At 63.0% G+C, this 13,760-nt stretch carries 13 protein-coding genes; 4 read left to right on the forward strand and 9 right to left on the reverse strand.

Going from position 1 to position 13,760, the window contains the following annotated elements:
• The 5 genes from RYZ20_RS12760 to RYZ20_RS12780 form a co-directional block, all read right to left on the reverse strand.
• Complete coding sequence (locus RYZ20_RS12760; protein ID WP_317674082.1) at positions 1–633, reverse strand: glutathione S-transferase family protein; 633 nt, start codon at positions 631–633, stop codon at positions 1–3.
• A 101-nt stretch (positions 634–734) separates the two neighbouring features.
• Positions 735–947, reverse strand: a complete 213-nt coding sequence (locus RYZ20_RS12765) for a hypothetical protein (protein WP_317674084.1) — start codon at positions 945–947, stop codon at positions 735–737.
• A 66-nt stretch (positions 948–1,013) separates the two neighbouring features.
• Entirely contained in the window at positions 1,014–2,786 is a 1,773-nt protein-coding gene (locus RYZ20_RS12770) for an acyl-CoA dehydrogenase C-terminal domain-containing protein (protein ID WP_317674086.1), read from the reverse strand.
• A gap of 35 nt (positions 2,787–2,821) precedes the next feature.
• A complete protein-coding gene (locus tag RYZ20_RS12775; protein WP_317674088.1) occupies positions 2,822–3,202 on the reverse strand; it encodes a MerR family transcriptional regulator in 381 nt (126 codons plus the stop codon).
• 237 nt (positions 3,203–3,439) lie between these two features.
• Positions 3,440–3,808 carry a MerR family transcriptional regulator gene (locus RYZ20_RS12780; protein WP_317674090.1) on the reverse strand — a complete coding sequence of 123 codons (369 nt, stop codon included), beginning with the start codon at positions 3,806–3,808 and terminating at the stop codon, positions 3,440–3,442.
• 162 nt (positions 3,809–3,970) lie between these two features.
• On the opposite strand from RYZ20_RS12780, the gene RYZ20_RS12785 reads away from it, so the two are divergent.
• From RYZ20_RS12785 to RYZ20_RS12795, 3 genes are read left to right on the forward strand one after another with little or no spacing between them, the layout of a single operon-like run.
• Entirely contained in the window at positions 3,971–4,429 is a 459-nt protein-coding gene (locus RYZ20_RS12785; protein WP_317674092.1) for a PaaI family thioesterase, read from the forward strand.
• Entirely contained in the window at positions 4,426–4,941 is a 516-nt protein-coding gene (locus tag RYZ20_RS12790; RefSeq protein WP_317674094.1) for a PaaI family thioesterase, read from the forward strand. The genes RYZ20_RS12785 and RYZ20_RS12790 overlap by 4 nt, the downstream gene beginning before the upstream one ends.
• Positions 4,934–6,238 (forward strand): MATE family efflux transporter, encoded by a 1,305-nt coding sequence (locus RYZ20_RS12795; RefSeq protein ID WP_317674096.1) that lies wholly within the window; start codon positions 4,934–4,936, stop codon positions 6,236–6,238. The genes RYZ20_RS12790 and RYZ20_RS12795 overlap by 8 nt, the downstream gene beginning before the upstream one ends.
• Positions 6,239–6,325: 87 nt before the next feature.
• On the opposite strand, the gene trpS is transcribed toward RYZ20_RS12795, so the two are convergent.
• Positions 6,326–7,366: a tryptophan--tRNA ligase gene (trpS, locus tag RYZ20_RS12800; protein WP_317674098.1), complete on the reverse strand. Its 1,041-nt coding sequence runs from the start codon at positions 7,364–7,366 to the stop codon at positions 6,326–6,328.
• 104 nt (positions 7,367–7,470) lie between these two features.
• Between trpS and RYZ20_RS12805 the strand changes: the two genes are divergently transcribed.
• Positions 7,471–8,151, forward strand: coding sequence for a rhomboid family intramembrane serine protease (locus RYZ20_RS12805; protein ID WP_317674100.1), 681 nt, complete (start codon positions 7,471–7,473; stop codon positions 8,149–8,151).
• On the opposite strand, the gene murJ is transcribed toward RYZ20_RS12805, so the two are convergent.
• The 3 genes from murJ to RYZ20_RS12820 all read right to left on the reverse strand — a co-directional run bounded on the left by murJ (position 8,152) and on the right by RYZ20_RS12820 (position 13,694).
• Positions 8,152–9,702, reverse strand: coding sequence for a murein biosynthesis integral membrane protein MurJ (murJ, locus tag RYZ20_RS12810; RefSeq protein ID WP_317674102.1), 1,551 nt, complete (start codon positions 9,700–9,702; stop codon positions 8,152–8,154).
• Positions 9,702–12,398: a [protein-PII] uridylyltransferase gene (locus RYZ20_RS12815; RefSeq protein WP_411572353.1), complete on the reverse strand. Its 2,697-nt coding sequence runs from the start codon at positions 12,396–12,398 to the stop codon at positions 9,702–9,704. The genes murJ and RYZ20_RS12815 overlap by 1 nt, the downstream gene beginning before the upstream one ends.
• Before the next feature lie 114 nt (positions 12,399–12,512).
• Positions 12,513–13,694, reverse strand: a complete 1,182-nt coding sequence (locus tag RYZ20_RS12820) for a penicillin-binding protein activator (protein ID WP_317674104.1) — start codon at positions 13,692–13,694, stop codon at positions 12,513–12,515.
• Positions 13,695–13,760 lie beyond the last annotated feature (66 nt).

The raw sequence follows: 13,760 nt of genomic DNA on the forward strand, positions 1-13,760 counted from the left end.
TCAGGCCCGGTCCGAAGGGTTGCCGGGCATCAAATCGTAAGGGTGTTGCCAGCCGGGCAAGGCCGCGATGCGGTCGAGCCAGGCGCTGATGGCAGGGAATTGGGCGCGCTCGAACCCGAAGGGTTCGGGGTAATAAAGATACCCGCAGCAGGCGAAATCCGCGATCGTCGGGCCGTCTCCGACCATCCAGTCGCGCGATTGCAGGTGCCCCTCAAGCGTTTTCAGCGCGGCCTGCACGCGGCCAGACAGCCATTGGATCGCCTGTTGCGGGCGTTTCTCTTCGGGCAGAAAATTCATCAAAAACCGCAGCGCGCCGAATTGCGAACTGCCTTTGTGGTTGTCCCAGAAAAGCCAGCGCATCACCTCGTCGCGGTCTTCGGGGGCGCCGCCGAACTTGCCGGTCTTTTCGGCCACGCGCAGTTGCATCACGCCCGATTGGCTGATCGTCTGCCCGTCCTCGACCAGCACGGGTGCCTCGCCCATCTCGTTCAGGGCCAGAAATTCGGGGCTGCGGCTTGCGCCGTTGAAGAAATCCACAAAGACCGGCTCCCACGGATAGCCCGCCAGCGTCATCGTCAACGCGGCCTTATAGGCGTTCCCGCTTTCACCAAAGCAATAGAGTTTCGCGACCATGGTTTCCTCCCGATCGGGGTTATATTGGCACAAAGTGACGTGCGCGTAAGGGGTGGTGAGGCGAAGAGTCGTAACGTCACGCGATGGTGACGCAGCGGCGCTCACGCCTTGCGGGCGTCGAGTTCGGCTTTGAACAGGCGCATCCGCGCGACAAGGTTGCCCTCGGCAGTGACGGAATTGAAATTCTCGAACAGGAAAGTCAGCGCCTCGTCGGGGCTGATGTCGTTGTCGGAGGCAAATCGCTGCAAGCTCCGGTAGGCGTCATTCGTCAGGGCGACGGGAAAGCGGCGCGTCAGGCGCAGGCGTTTGGGCATTTCGGTCCTCCGGCATAGAAAAAGGGCGTGCGAGGGAACCCCCACACGCCCCGCTTGATCCGAAGCTTAGAACTGATCGTCCGACAATGCCATGACCGGATCGGCGCCACTTTCGATCCGCGCCAGATGTGTGCCGCAGGCCGGAAGCTGGCGCGCCATGTAATAGCGGCCCGTGGCGATCTTGCCCTCGTAGAAGGCGGTGTCCGAGACACCACCGTCCAGCGCCGCATGGGCCGCCGCTGCCATGCGCGTCCACATCAGGCCAAGGCAGACATGGCCCATCAGGTGCATGAAGTCATAGCTGCCCGACAGCGCCGCATTGGGGTTGGTCATGCCGTTTTGCATGAAGAACATGCCCGCCGCCTGAAGTTGTTTCGACGCCACCTTCAGCGCATCCGTAAAGGGCTTCATCCGCTCGTCGGCGTCATGGGCCTTGCACTCGGCCTTGACCATTTCGAAGAAGGCCATCACCGGCTTGCCGCCTTCGGCAGCCAGCTTGCGCCCCACAAGGTCCAGCGCCTGAACGCCGTTCGCGCCCTCGTAGATCATTGCGATCCGCGCATCGCGGACGAATTGCGACATGCCCCATTCTTCGATGTAGCCATGGCCGCCATAGACCTGCTGCGCCAGCACCGCAGAGTCAAAGCCCTTGTCGGTGATAAAGCCCTTCAGGACCGGCGTCAGCAGCGAGACCAGCCCCTCGGCATCGGCGTCCCCGCCATGCGACTGGTCGATCAGGTTCGCGCCCCAGAAGGTGAAGGCGCGCGCCCCCTCGACAAAGCTTTTCTGGTCCATCAGCGAGCGGCGAATGTCGGGGTGAACGATCAGCGGATCGGCCGGGCCATCGGGGTTTTGCGTGCCGGTGATCGCGCGGCCTTGCAGGCGGTCCTTGGCATAGGCCAACGCGTTCTGATAGGCGGCCTCGGCCACTGCGTAACCTTGCAGACCCACACCCAGACGCGCCTCGTTCATCATGGTGAACATCGCGCGCATCCCCTTGTGCAGATCGCCCAAAAGCCAGCCCGTCGCGCCGTCATAGTTCATCACGCAGGTCGAATTGCCGTGGATGCCCATCTTCTCTTCGATCTTGCCGACCGAAACGGCGTTGCGATCGCCGAGCGATCCATCGTCGTTCACAAAGAACTTCGGCACGATGAACAGCGAAATGCCCTTGGTGCCCTCGCCGCCGCCCGGAGCCTTGGCCAGCACCAGATGGATTATGTTCTCGGCCAGATCGTGATCGCCCGCCGAGATAAAGATCTTCTGGCCGGTAATCTTGTAGCTGCCATCACCCTGTGGTTCGGCCTTGGTGCGCATCATGCCCAGATCGGTGCCGCAATGCGGCTCGGTCAGGTTCATGGTGCCGGTCCAGTCGCAGGTCACCATCTTGGGCAGGTATTTTGCCTTCTGCGCGTCGGTGCCATGCGCGTGGATCGCCGAATAGGCGCCATGTGTCAGACCCTGATACATGTTGAACGCCATGTTGGCCGAGACGAAAATCTCGTTCACCGCGCAGTTCATCACATAGGGCATACCCTGACCGCCATATTCGGGGTCGCAGTCCAGCGCGGTCCAGCCGCCCTCTTTCATCGCCTCGAACGCGGCATCGAACCCGTCGGGCGTGCGCACGACACCGTTTTCCAACACACAGCCTTGCGCGTCGCCCACCGGATTCAGCGGTGCCAGAACCTCGGAGGCAAGCTTGCCTGCTGCATCCAGAACGGCTTCGGTGAACTCGCTCTCCATCTCGGCATAGCCGGGCGTGGCAGATTGCGAAACCTTCAGGACATCGTGCAGCAAAAACTGCATGTCTTTGGTGTTGGCGGTGAAACTCGGCATGGTCCTCTCCCTAATTACCAAGGTCGGGCGGGAGCCTAGTTCTTGCCTTCCAGCTCCCGTTCGCCCCATTCGATCTGTTGGTGCAGCTCGTCGATCGCCTGAGACAGCTCGTCTCGTTGTTCGATCATCGCTGCGTGGCGTTGACGGGCAATTTTGATCGTCTCGGCCAGTTGTGTCTTCTGCTGGTCGCCCATCGTATACAGGTCGAGCAGCTGACGGATGTCCTCAAGGCTGAAGCCAAAGCGCTTACCGCGCAAAATCAGCTTGAGCCGCGCCCGGTCGCGCCGGGTAAATAACCGTTTCTGCCCTTCCCGGATGGGAAACAGCAATTCCTTCGCTTCATAGAACCGCAAGGTGCGTGGTGTGACGTCGAATGCGTCGCACATCTCGCGGATTGTCATTACCTCTTCACTCATTGTCAGCCTCTTTGTGTTCCGTCGCGTAACGTAAGAGGCAAATCAGGTCTTCGCCTCACATTACAACTCAAGTTGACGTGCACGTCACCGTGACGTCGCGTCACAAATCCAATGACGTTATGTCAGGGAAAATTGACCCATGGGTAAAGAAACAAAATTACCCAGCGACAGCATGTGCCAGCGCGTTCCCGGGGCCCCTCGCAAGAGGCCGGGGGCGAGCGATAAACCGCCCGCGAGTCAGTCTTTCAAACTTTGTTCAACCTGATCCCGCAACTGTCGCAGGTCCGCAATAGATACGCTCAACTCGTCACGTTGCTGCTCGAGAACGGCAAGCTGGCGATCCGCCAGTTCCACCCAAACACGGTTTTGTTCTTCGGTGCCTTTCTGATCGTAGATCAGCAGCCACTGTCGCAGCTCTTCCAAGGAAAATCCGAAACGCCGGCCCCGCAGGATCAAGGTCATGCGGGCGATTTCGCGCGGGCCATAAGACCGTGTGCGACCCTCCTTCTGAGGGGAGAGCAACTCGATATATTCGTAATAGCGCAGCGTCCGGGGCGTGACCTCGAAGCGCTCGCACATTTCTTTGAAGCTCAAGAGCTCTGCCATGGCGACCTCCTACGGGGGGGAAGCTAGCGTGAAGTTTTGCGTTCTTCAACTGAACTGATGGGTTCAATTTGATAAATTGCCGTAGCGGCAGTTGCGCGACACCTTGCAACGGCCTGCGGGGAAGGCAAAACTCGGGTTCAAAGCCCTTGTGGAGTGAAGCAGATGACCAAGGATAGCGGGCCGCAGGCGGCCAAGCTCAAGATGGCGCGCCAGTTTATCGAGGCGATTCCACATGCACATACGCTTGGTATGACGCTGGCCGATATAGGCGAGGGGAGCGCGACACTGACGATGCCTTATGATCTGCGTCTGGTGGGCGATCCGCGCACGGGGGTGATTCATGGCGGCGCGGTCTCGGCGCTGTTGGATACCTGCTGCGGGGCCGCCGTCATGAGCCACCCTGGCGCGCCTGCCGGAACTGCAACCATCGACCTGCGCGTCGAATATATGCGCGCGGCCAAACCGGGGCAGATGATCACCGCGCGGGCCGAATGCTACCACATCACCCGCAATGTCGCCTTTGTGCGCGCCTCGGCGCATGACGAAGAGGAGGGGTTGCCGGTGGCGGCCGCAACCGGAACCTTCACAGTCGAACGCCCGAAGAAAGGGGGTGCCGCATGAGCCGCCCCAAGCCCGAACCCGTCCAGCAGATCAAGCAACGTCGCGATGGCGCGCTCAAGGCGCTGGTCTCCGGCGTGCCCTATATCCAGTTTCTTGGCATCCAGTTCGAGCGCCGGGGCGATGAGCTGACCGCGCTTCTGCCTTTTGATGAAAAGCTGATCGGCAACCCGTTTCTGCCCGCGCTGCATGGTGGCGTTACGGCCGCCTTCCTTGAGGTCACAGCGATTATTGAACTAAGCTGGTCGCTGTTGTGGGAAGACCTTGAGGCCGGGCGCATCGACGCGACAAAGCTTGACCCGTTGCATCTGCCGCGCCTGCCCAAGACGATAGATTTTACCGTGGATTACCTGCGCTCGGGCCTGCCGCGCGATGCCTATGCGCGCGCGCGGGTGAACCGCTCGGGGCGGCGTTACGCCAGCGTCCATGTCGAGGCGTGGCAGGATAATCGCTCGCGCCTTTTCGCGCAGGCGACGGGGCATTTCCTGATGCCCGAGCCGGATGCGAATGACTAGCATCACCCATGCCCGCGTTCTGAAAATCGCGGGGCCGATTGTGATTTCAAACGCGACCGTGCCGATTCTGGGCGCGGTTGATACCGGCGTTGTGGGGCAGTTGGGCGCGGCGGCGCCGATTGGGGCGGTCGGGATTGGCGCGGTGATTCTGGCCTCGCTTTACTGGATTTTCGGCTTTCTGCGGATGGGCACGACGGGGCTTGTCTCGCAGGCGCATGGCACGGGGGACGGGGCAGAGGTCTCGGCGGGGCTGATGCGGGCGCTGATTATTGCGGGCGGTGCGGGGCTGGCGATGATCGTGCTGCAGGTGCCGCTGTTTGCCGCCGCTTTCGCGTTGGCGCCCGCGACGCCCGAGGTCGAGGCGCTGGCGCGGTCCTATCTGGAAATCCGCATCTGGGGCGCGCCTGCGACGATCTCGCTTTATGCGCTGACCGGATGGCTGATCGCGCTGGAGCGAACCCGCGCGGTGCTGGCGGTGCAGCTGTGGATGAACGGGCTGAACATGGGGCTTGATCTGTGGTTCGTGCTGGGGCTTGGCTGGGGGGTCGAGGGCGTCGCGGTTGCCACGCTGATCGCTGAAATCAGCGCCGCCGGTCTGGGGGTGTGGTTCGCGCGTTCTGCGTTCGCGGGCGGGTTGTGGAAGGCGCGCGCGATCCTGCACCGCGCCCGCCTGACCGAGATGGCGCGGGTCAACACGGACATCATGATCCGCTCGGTCCTGCTGCAGGCGAGCTTTACCAGCTTCATGTTTCTGGGGGCGGGGCAGGGGGATGCGACGTTGGCGGCCAATCAGGTGCTGATGCAGTTCCTCTCGATCACGGCCTTCGCGCTGGACGGGTTCGCCTTTGCCGCCGAAAGCCTTGTCGGGCAGGCGGTTGGGGCGCGATCAGTGCATCGGTTGCGGCGCGCGGCGCGGGTCAGTTCGGAATGGGGTGTGGGCGGTGCAGCCCTGCTGGCGCTGGCGTTCTGGAGCGCTGGCCCGGCGATCATCGACCTGATGAGCACTGCCCCCGAAGTGCGCGAGACCGCGCGGGCCTATCTGCCGTGGATCGCTTTGGCGCCCGTGGTCGGGGTTGCAAGCTGGATGCTGGACGGGATTTTCATCGGCGCGACGCTGACGCGTGAGATGCGCAACGCGATGGTGGCCTCGGTCGCGGTGTATGTGGGCGCGCTTCTGGTGCTGGTCCCGCTGTGGGGCAATCACGGGCTTTGGGCCGCGCTGATGGTGCTGAATGCGACGCGCGGGGTGACGATGGCGCGGCTTTATCCGCGCGCAGAAGAAAAGGCGCGGGGCTGAGCCTCGCGCCTTTGCCATAACCGGAGTTACGAAACGCCGGGGCATCGAGCCCCTTTGTTTCGTCAGGGGCGAGCCCCTGCGGCGCGCCTACCGCGAGCGCACCATGCCCATGATTTCATAGGTTTTTTCAAGGATCGGGCGGGCAATCGCGTCGGCCTTGTCCGCGCCTTTGCCAAGGATACGGTCGATCTCGGCGGGGTCCTGCATCAGGCGGTTCATCTCGGTGTTGATCGGCGCCATGACAGACACGGCCAGATCGGCCAGCGCCGGTTTGAACGTGCCAAAGCCCGCGCCGCCATATTCGCCCAGAACCTCGGCCGGGGTCTTGCCCGAAAGTGCGGCATAGATGTTCACAAGGTTGCGGGCCTCGGCGCGCCCGTCCAGCCCGTCAAGGGTCTCGGGAAGGGGCTCGGGGTCGGTCACGGCCTTGCGGATCTTCTTGGCGATCGTGTCTGCGTCATCGGTCAGGTTGATGCGGCTGGCGTCCGAGGGGTCGGATTTCGACATCTTCTTGGTGCCGTCGCGCAGGCTCATGACGCGGGTCGCAGCGCCCTCGATCACAGGTGTCGGCTGCGGGAAGAAATCGACCTTGTAGTCGTGGTTGAACTTGGCCGCGATGTCGCGGGTCAGTTCAACGTGCTGCTTCTGGTCCTCGCCAACGGGCACTTCGGTCGCGTGATACAGCAGAATGTCAGCCGCCATCAGCGCCGGATAGGCATAAAGACCAAGCGACGCTTTCTCGGCGTTCTTGCCCGCCTTGTCCTTGAACTGCGTCATGCGGTTCATCCAGCCCATGCGCGCGACGCAGTTCAACAGCCAGCCGAGTTCCGCATGTGCGCCGACCTGCGACTGGTTGAAGAGGATCGACTTCTCGGGGTCGACACCGGCCGCGATAAAGCCCGCCGCGCCTTCACGGATCGCGTGGCGCAGCTTTTCAGGGTCTTGCCAGACGGTGACGGCGTGCAGGTCCACAAGGCAATAGATCGTCTCGATGCCTTCGTTCTGCTTCTCCACAAAGCGTTTCAGAGCACCAAGGTAATTACCAAGCGTCAGGTTCCCCGAGGGCTGAATCCCCGAGAAAATCCGGCGCTTGAAATTGGCGTTCGGCGTGGTGGTCTCGTCACTCATCTGCGGCTCCTGTCGGGCAGGCTGGAAATTTTGTCCTTGCTCGCTTATCGCTAAAGCGCGCGGGGCGTCAACCAAGAGGCCCGTTTGCTGTGGGGAGAAGCCGAATGCGTGACGGATATGACGAACAGCCGATCAATCCCTTGCCGACAATCGTTTGGTTGCTGGCCGCGCCTGTTATCATTGGCGAGGTGATGTTTGCGCTTGGCGGCTCGGGGCTGGCGGGGGCTGCGGGGATCGGCTGGCGGCTGGATGCGTTGCAGCGCTTTGCCTTTGACCCGAACATCCTGCGCGCGATGATCGAGCAGGGCGTCTGGCCCATTCGGCAAGTGGCGCGGATTGTGACCTACGCCTTTGTGCACGGCTCGTTCATGCATTCGCTGATGGTGATCGTGTTCACGCTTGCCCTGGGCAAAATGGTGGCCGAGGCGTTCGCGGCTTGGGCGGTGGCGGCGGTCTATTTCAGCGCCTCGATCCTTGGCGCGCTGGTCTATACTGCGCTTGGCATGGATGGGGCGATCTATGGCGGTTATCCGGCGGTTTACGGGCTGGTCGGGGCGTTCACATGGATCCTCTGGACGCGGCTTGGCGCGGCCAATGCGAACCGGATGCGGGCGTTCTCGCTGATCTTTTTCCTGCTGACGATCCAGCTTGTGTTCGGGTTGATCTTCGGCGCGCGCCTTGATTGGGTGGCCGAGGTCGCGGGCGCGGCCATCGGCTTTCTGGTCAGCTTCCTTGTTGCACCGGGGGGCTGGATGCGCGCGCTGGAACGCCTGCGGCGTCGCTGACTATGCTTTGGGCGCGCGCTTCAGGGCGGATTTGAACTCGGCCAGCCGGAAGGCTCCGATCAGCCCGCCAAAGGCGAAATAGGCGACAATTCCCAGCCCGATCAGACCGGCAAGCGCAAGATAGCGCAGCCCGCGCGCATTAAGGGCGCCGTCCATAAGCCAAGCCGCGCCCCAAAGGCAGACACCCATGAACAGCGCGGCGGCCACGATGCGCGGCAGGCGGGACAGGAAGCGGCTGTCGAACTGCGCGGCCTCCCCCATCGCGCGCGACCCGCGCCAGAGCTGGAACACCATGACCCATCCGGCCAGCGTGGTGGCCACAGCCGCCGAGAGATAGCCCAGAACCGGAGCCAGACCGACGGCGATCACGGCATTCACCACCATCGCGGCGAGCGCGTAGTAAAAGGGCGAACGGGTATTCTCGCGCGCGAAAAACAGCGGCTGAAGAACCTTTTGCAGGACAAAGGCCGGAAGTCCCAGCCCGTAAATTGCAACAGCCCAGGCGGTGGCCAGCGTGTCGGCACTGGTGAAACGCCCGCGCTCATAAAGGACCGAGGAAATCGGCAGGGCAATCACCGCCAGCGCAATGGCCGAGGGCACGGTCAGGGCAAGCGCAAACTCACCCGCGCGCGATAGGGAATGGCGGCTGCCATCGGTATCGCCCGCACGCAGCTTGCGCGACAGATCGGGCAAAAGCACCACGCCGATGGCGATACCCACCACGCCGAGCGGCAGTTGATAAAGCCTATCCGCATAGTTCAGCCAGGCAATCGCACCCTCGAAATGCGAGGCGACCTGACGCCCGACAAGCAGGTTCACCTGCACAACGCCGCCCGCCAGCATCGCAGGCGCCGCTATCCGCGCAAGGCGCTTCATCTCGGGGGTGAGGCGCGGCCAGTGCGGGTGGATGTGGAACCCGGCTCGGCGCGCGGCAATCCAGACCAGCGCCAGTTGGGCCACACCGGCAACCGGCACGCTCCACGCCAGCGCATCGCCAATCGGCCAGCCCACGCGCGAGGCAACCAGCATCGCGCAGACAAAGACGATGTTGAGCATGACCGGCGCAGCAGCCGCAGCCGCAAAACGCCCCGCCGCGTTCAGCACGCCCGACAAAAGCGCGGCCAGCGAGATGAACAGGATATAGGGGAACGCGATGCGCCCATAGCTGGTGGCCAGCGCGAAACGTTCATCGCCCGCAAACCCCGACGCCATCGCCAGCACCAGCCACGGCATCGCCGCCAGCGCGACCAGCGTCAGCACAATCAGCACCGAGGCCAGCGCGCTCATCGCATCGCGGGCAAATCCGGTCGCATCCTCGCCGCCCTCAAGCTTTTTCGAGAACATCGGCACGAAGGCCATGTTGAATGCGCCCTCGGCGAAAAAGCGGCGGAACATATTGGGCAGCGAAAAGGCGACAAGAAATGCCTCGGCCACCGGCCCCGCGCCTAAGTAAGAGGCGATCATCATATCGCGGGCGAAGCCAAGGATACGGCTCGCCAGCGTCCAGACGCCGACGGTCAGAAAGCCCTTGATCAGGCGGATGGGTTGCATCAGTTCCCCGCCCGTTTTGCGCCCGAGGTGATCGCCTCGCGCAAGCGTTTCTCAAGCTGCTCGCGTTTGGACTGCGCGTGCAGCTTATGCCCGAACATATCTTTTACATAGAAGGTGTCGACCACCTGTGCGCCAAAGGTCGCGATCACCGCCGAGGCGATGTAGATATTCGACGAGGCCAGACAGCGCGCGAGATCATACAACAGCCCCGGACGGTCGCGGGTATCGACCTCGACGATCGTGTAAAGGTCCGAACCCTCGTTGTCGAAGGTGATGTGCGTCGGGAAGCGGAATGCGCGCTCGCGCTTTTTGATCTTGTCGCGGTCTTTCAGCGCGTCGCGGGCGACGACCTCGCCTTTCAGCGTCTTGTCGATCATCGTGCGCAGGCGGGGCAGGCGGGCGGCCTCGTAGGGGTGGCCCTCGGCGTCTTGTATCCAGAACACGGCCGTCGCGTAGCCATCCTTCGAGGTATAGGTGCGCGCGTCCACGACGTTTGCGCCGACCAGCGCCAGAGCGCCTGCAAGGCGTGCAAAAATGCCGGGGTGGTCGACCAGCGCAAAGGCCGCTCGGGTGGCATCATGGTCGGTGTCGGGGTGCAGGTCGATGCGGATCTCGTCATCTGCTAGCCCCACCAGAAGTTTGGCGAAAACCTCTTGTGCCTCGGTCGAAAGCCCCTGCCAGTAAGGGTCGTAATGGCGGGCAAGTTCGGTGCGCAGGTCTTTCGCATCCCAATCCGACAGCGCCTCGCGCAGCGACTTTTTCGCCTGATCCGAGCGTTGCTCGCGTGCGACCGCCTCCATCCCGTGTTCCAGCACCTGCGAGGTGTCGCCGTGCAGCTTGCGCAGCAGTGTCGCTTTCCAGTTATTCCACACGTTCGGGCCGACGCCGCGGATGTCGCACACCGTCAGCACGGTCAGCAGATCAAGCCGTTCGCGCGATTTCACCTGTTTCGCAAAGTCGCGGATCGTGCGCGGGTCAGACAGGTCGCGCTTTTGCGCCACATCCGACATCAATAGGTGGTTGCGCACCAGCCATTCGACGGTCTCGCATTCCTTCGGATTCAGGCCAAGCCGCGGCGAAATCTTGCGCGAGATTTGTGCGCCAAGGATCGAGTGATCCTCGGGGCGGCCCTTGCCGATGTCATGCACCAGAAGGGCGACATAGAGAACCTTGCGATTGATCCCCTGCTCCAGAATATCCGACGACAGCGGCAGTTCCTCGACCAGCTCTCCGCGCTCGATCTGCGCGAGTGCCGAAACCACCTGAATCGTATGCTCGTCGACGGTGTAAGAGTGATACATATTGAACTGCATCATCGCGACGATCGGTTCGAACTCGGGGATGAAGGCCGAGAGCACGCCCAACTCGTTCATCCGGCGCAGCGCCCGCTCGGGGTTGCCGTGCTTGAGCAGCAGGTCGATGAAAATCTGCCGTGCCTCGCGGTTTTCGCGCAGGGTATCGTCGATCAGATGCAGGTTCGCGGTGACGGCGCGCATTGCGTCGGGGTGGATCAGCATTCCGGTGCGAAGGGCTTCCTCGAACATCCGCAGCATATTCACGGGTTCGGCCAGAAAGGCCGCTTCGCTGGCCAGGTTGATGCGTCCGAAATCCTCGACAAAGGGGTCGCGCAGCTTTTTGCGGCGCCGGAACAGGCGTTGCAGCACGGGCGCCTTTTTGACGTGTGTTGCCTCAAGCTGCGTCAGGAAGATGCGGGTAACCTCGCCCACGGTCGTGGCGTGGCGGAAGTAGTCTTGCATGAACACCTCGACCGCGCGGCGTCCGGCGGTGTCGGCGTATCCCATCCGCGCGGCGACCTCGACCTGCGCGTCGAAGCTAAGCTGATCGGCGGCGCGGCGCGCGATCAGGTGCAGGTTGCAGCGCACCGCCCAAAGGTAATCCTCGGCGTCGCGGAAGCCCGCGTATTCCTCGGGGGTGAAGACGCCAAGCCCGACCAGCTCTTCGGCGCGCTCGACGAGGTGGATATATTTCGCGATCCAGTAGAGGGTCTGCAGGTCGCGCAACCCGCCTTTGCCCTCTTTGACGTTCGGCTCCAGCACATAGCGCTGTCCGCCTTGCCGTTTGTGGCGCTCGGATCGCTCGGCCAGCTTTGCCTCGATAAACTCGGCGCCGGTGTTGCGGAACAACTCGGTATGCAGGCGCGCGGTCAGTTGCGCCGCCAGCGTCGCGTCGCCGTCGATCATCCGGTGTTCCAGAAGCGCGGTGCGGATTGTGTAATCCTCGCGGCCAAGGCGGATGCAATCGTCCAGCGTGCGTGAACTATGCCCGACCTTCAGCTTGAGATCCCATAGCATATAGAGCATCGACTCGATCACGCTCTCGGCCCATGGGGTGATTTTGTAGGGCGTCAGAAACAGCAGATCGACATCGGAATGCGGCGCCATCTCGGCGCGGCCATAGCCGCCCACCGCCAGCAGACACAGCTTTTCGGCCTCGGTCGGGGTGGGGTTGCGGTGCAGCCGTTCGGTCGCCACGCGCAGAACCGAACGCACAATCCCGTCGGTCATATCGGCATAGCCGCGCACGGTGGCGCGAGCGGCGCGCGGATGGGTGGCGAAATCAGCTTCGATCCAAGCGGTCGCGAGAAGCCGCTCGGCGTTCAGAAAGGCAACGGTCGCCTGACGCATCGCGCGGTCATCGGGCTGGTCCGCGATGATCGTGTCAAGCGCGTGAAACAGCCGGTCAGGAGACAGAAGCAAGGGCAGGGCGTCGTCGGTTCCGCTGCCCTGTTTGGCGACCTCAGGGGGCTGTTCGCTCAAGGTTGTGTTCCCTTCCTTCGGGGTTGCGTGCGATCAGAGTCCCGCGCCCGCAAAGCTGCGCGGGGCGGCTTCGATCACCACGGCCTGACCATTGCGGACCTGCGCCACGGCGAGGCCGCGATCATTGGTGCCATCGCCGCGCAGACGGAAGATGCCGTTCACTCCGGCAAAGCCCTGCGGCTGCGTCAGGCCCGAGCGCGTCAGCGCATTCGGATCGCCCGAGCGCGCCAAGGCGCCAATCGCCGCGATCCCGTCATAGGCCAGCCCGGCAATCGGGTGCGGCGCATCGCCGTAAGCGGCCTGATAGCGCGACTGGAACTGCGCGTTCAGGTTCGGGTCGGGCAGGGCGAACCAGCCGCCTTGCAGCCCTTGCATACTCAGCGTCGCGGGAGGAATATCCCACCGCGTCAGGCCGATGAACTGCGCCATATCAGGCGTCAGCCCCTGTTCAGGCAGCATTTGCGCCAGAAGCGGCAGCGCGCCTGCCGTGTCGGCGGTAAAGAAGGCTGCATCCACATCGCCCGCCTTCACGCGCGCGGCGATCTGCGGTGCGGCGGTAGCAACGCCCGCCTGCGAGAAGGGATAGGAAATGCGCGCAGAAACGGTGCCGCCGCTGCGTGCAACTGCCTGACCGATAGCCTGCGCCCCAATCGCGCCCGCAGGGTTGTCATCGGCCACGACAAGCACGCGGCGCTTGCCGTGTTTGACCGCGTAGCTTGCCAGCCGTTCGGCGGTATTGCCGAAGGTCGGGCCAAGCACAAAAACGTTCCCGCCCGCGATCGCGGTATTATTGGAAAACGCCAGCACGTTCACATTGCGCGAGGCAACAGCCAGACCGGCCGCATTCGCGTTCTCGGCATAGACCGGTCCAAGGATGATCTTCGCGCCTTCGTCCACGGCCCGCGCCGCCACCTGTGCCGCGACATTCGCATTGCCTGCGGTGTGATAGATGCGCAGGTCGATCTTGACGCCTTGCAGATCGGACATTGCCAGATTGGCGGCGTTTTGCAGCGCCAGCGCCAGCGTGTCATCTCCCGGTTTGCCAGACCCCGCCGGCACCAGAAGCGCCACCGGAACCGGCGCGCCCGCGTCGATTGTCTGCCCCGAGTTCGGGCCGAAGCCTCCGGTCGGTTGGCAGGCGGCAAGCCATAGCGCGGAAAGAAGCGCTCCGATTCGCAGCAAAGGGTTGCGGGGGTTACGGAAAATGGCAATCATGACAGCGTCCTCTGGAATTCGGTCAGGGGGCGGCAGGCGCGCCCGAGGCTCAGGAACCCTAAGCGC

This window comes from Pseudothioclava alba (assembly GCF_033100795.1).
Classification (GTDB): Bacteria; Pseudomonadota; Alphaproteobacteria; order Rhodobacterales; family Rhodobacteraceae; genus Pseudothioclava.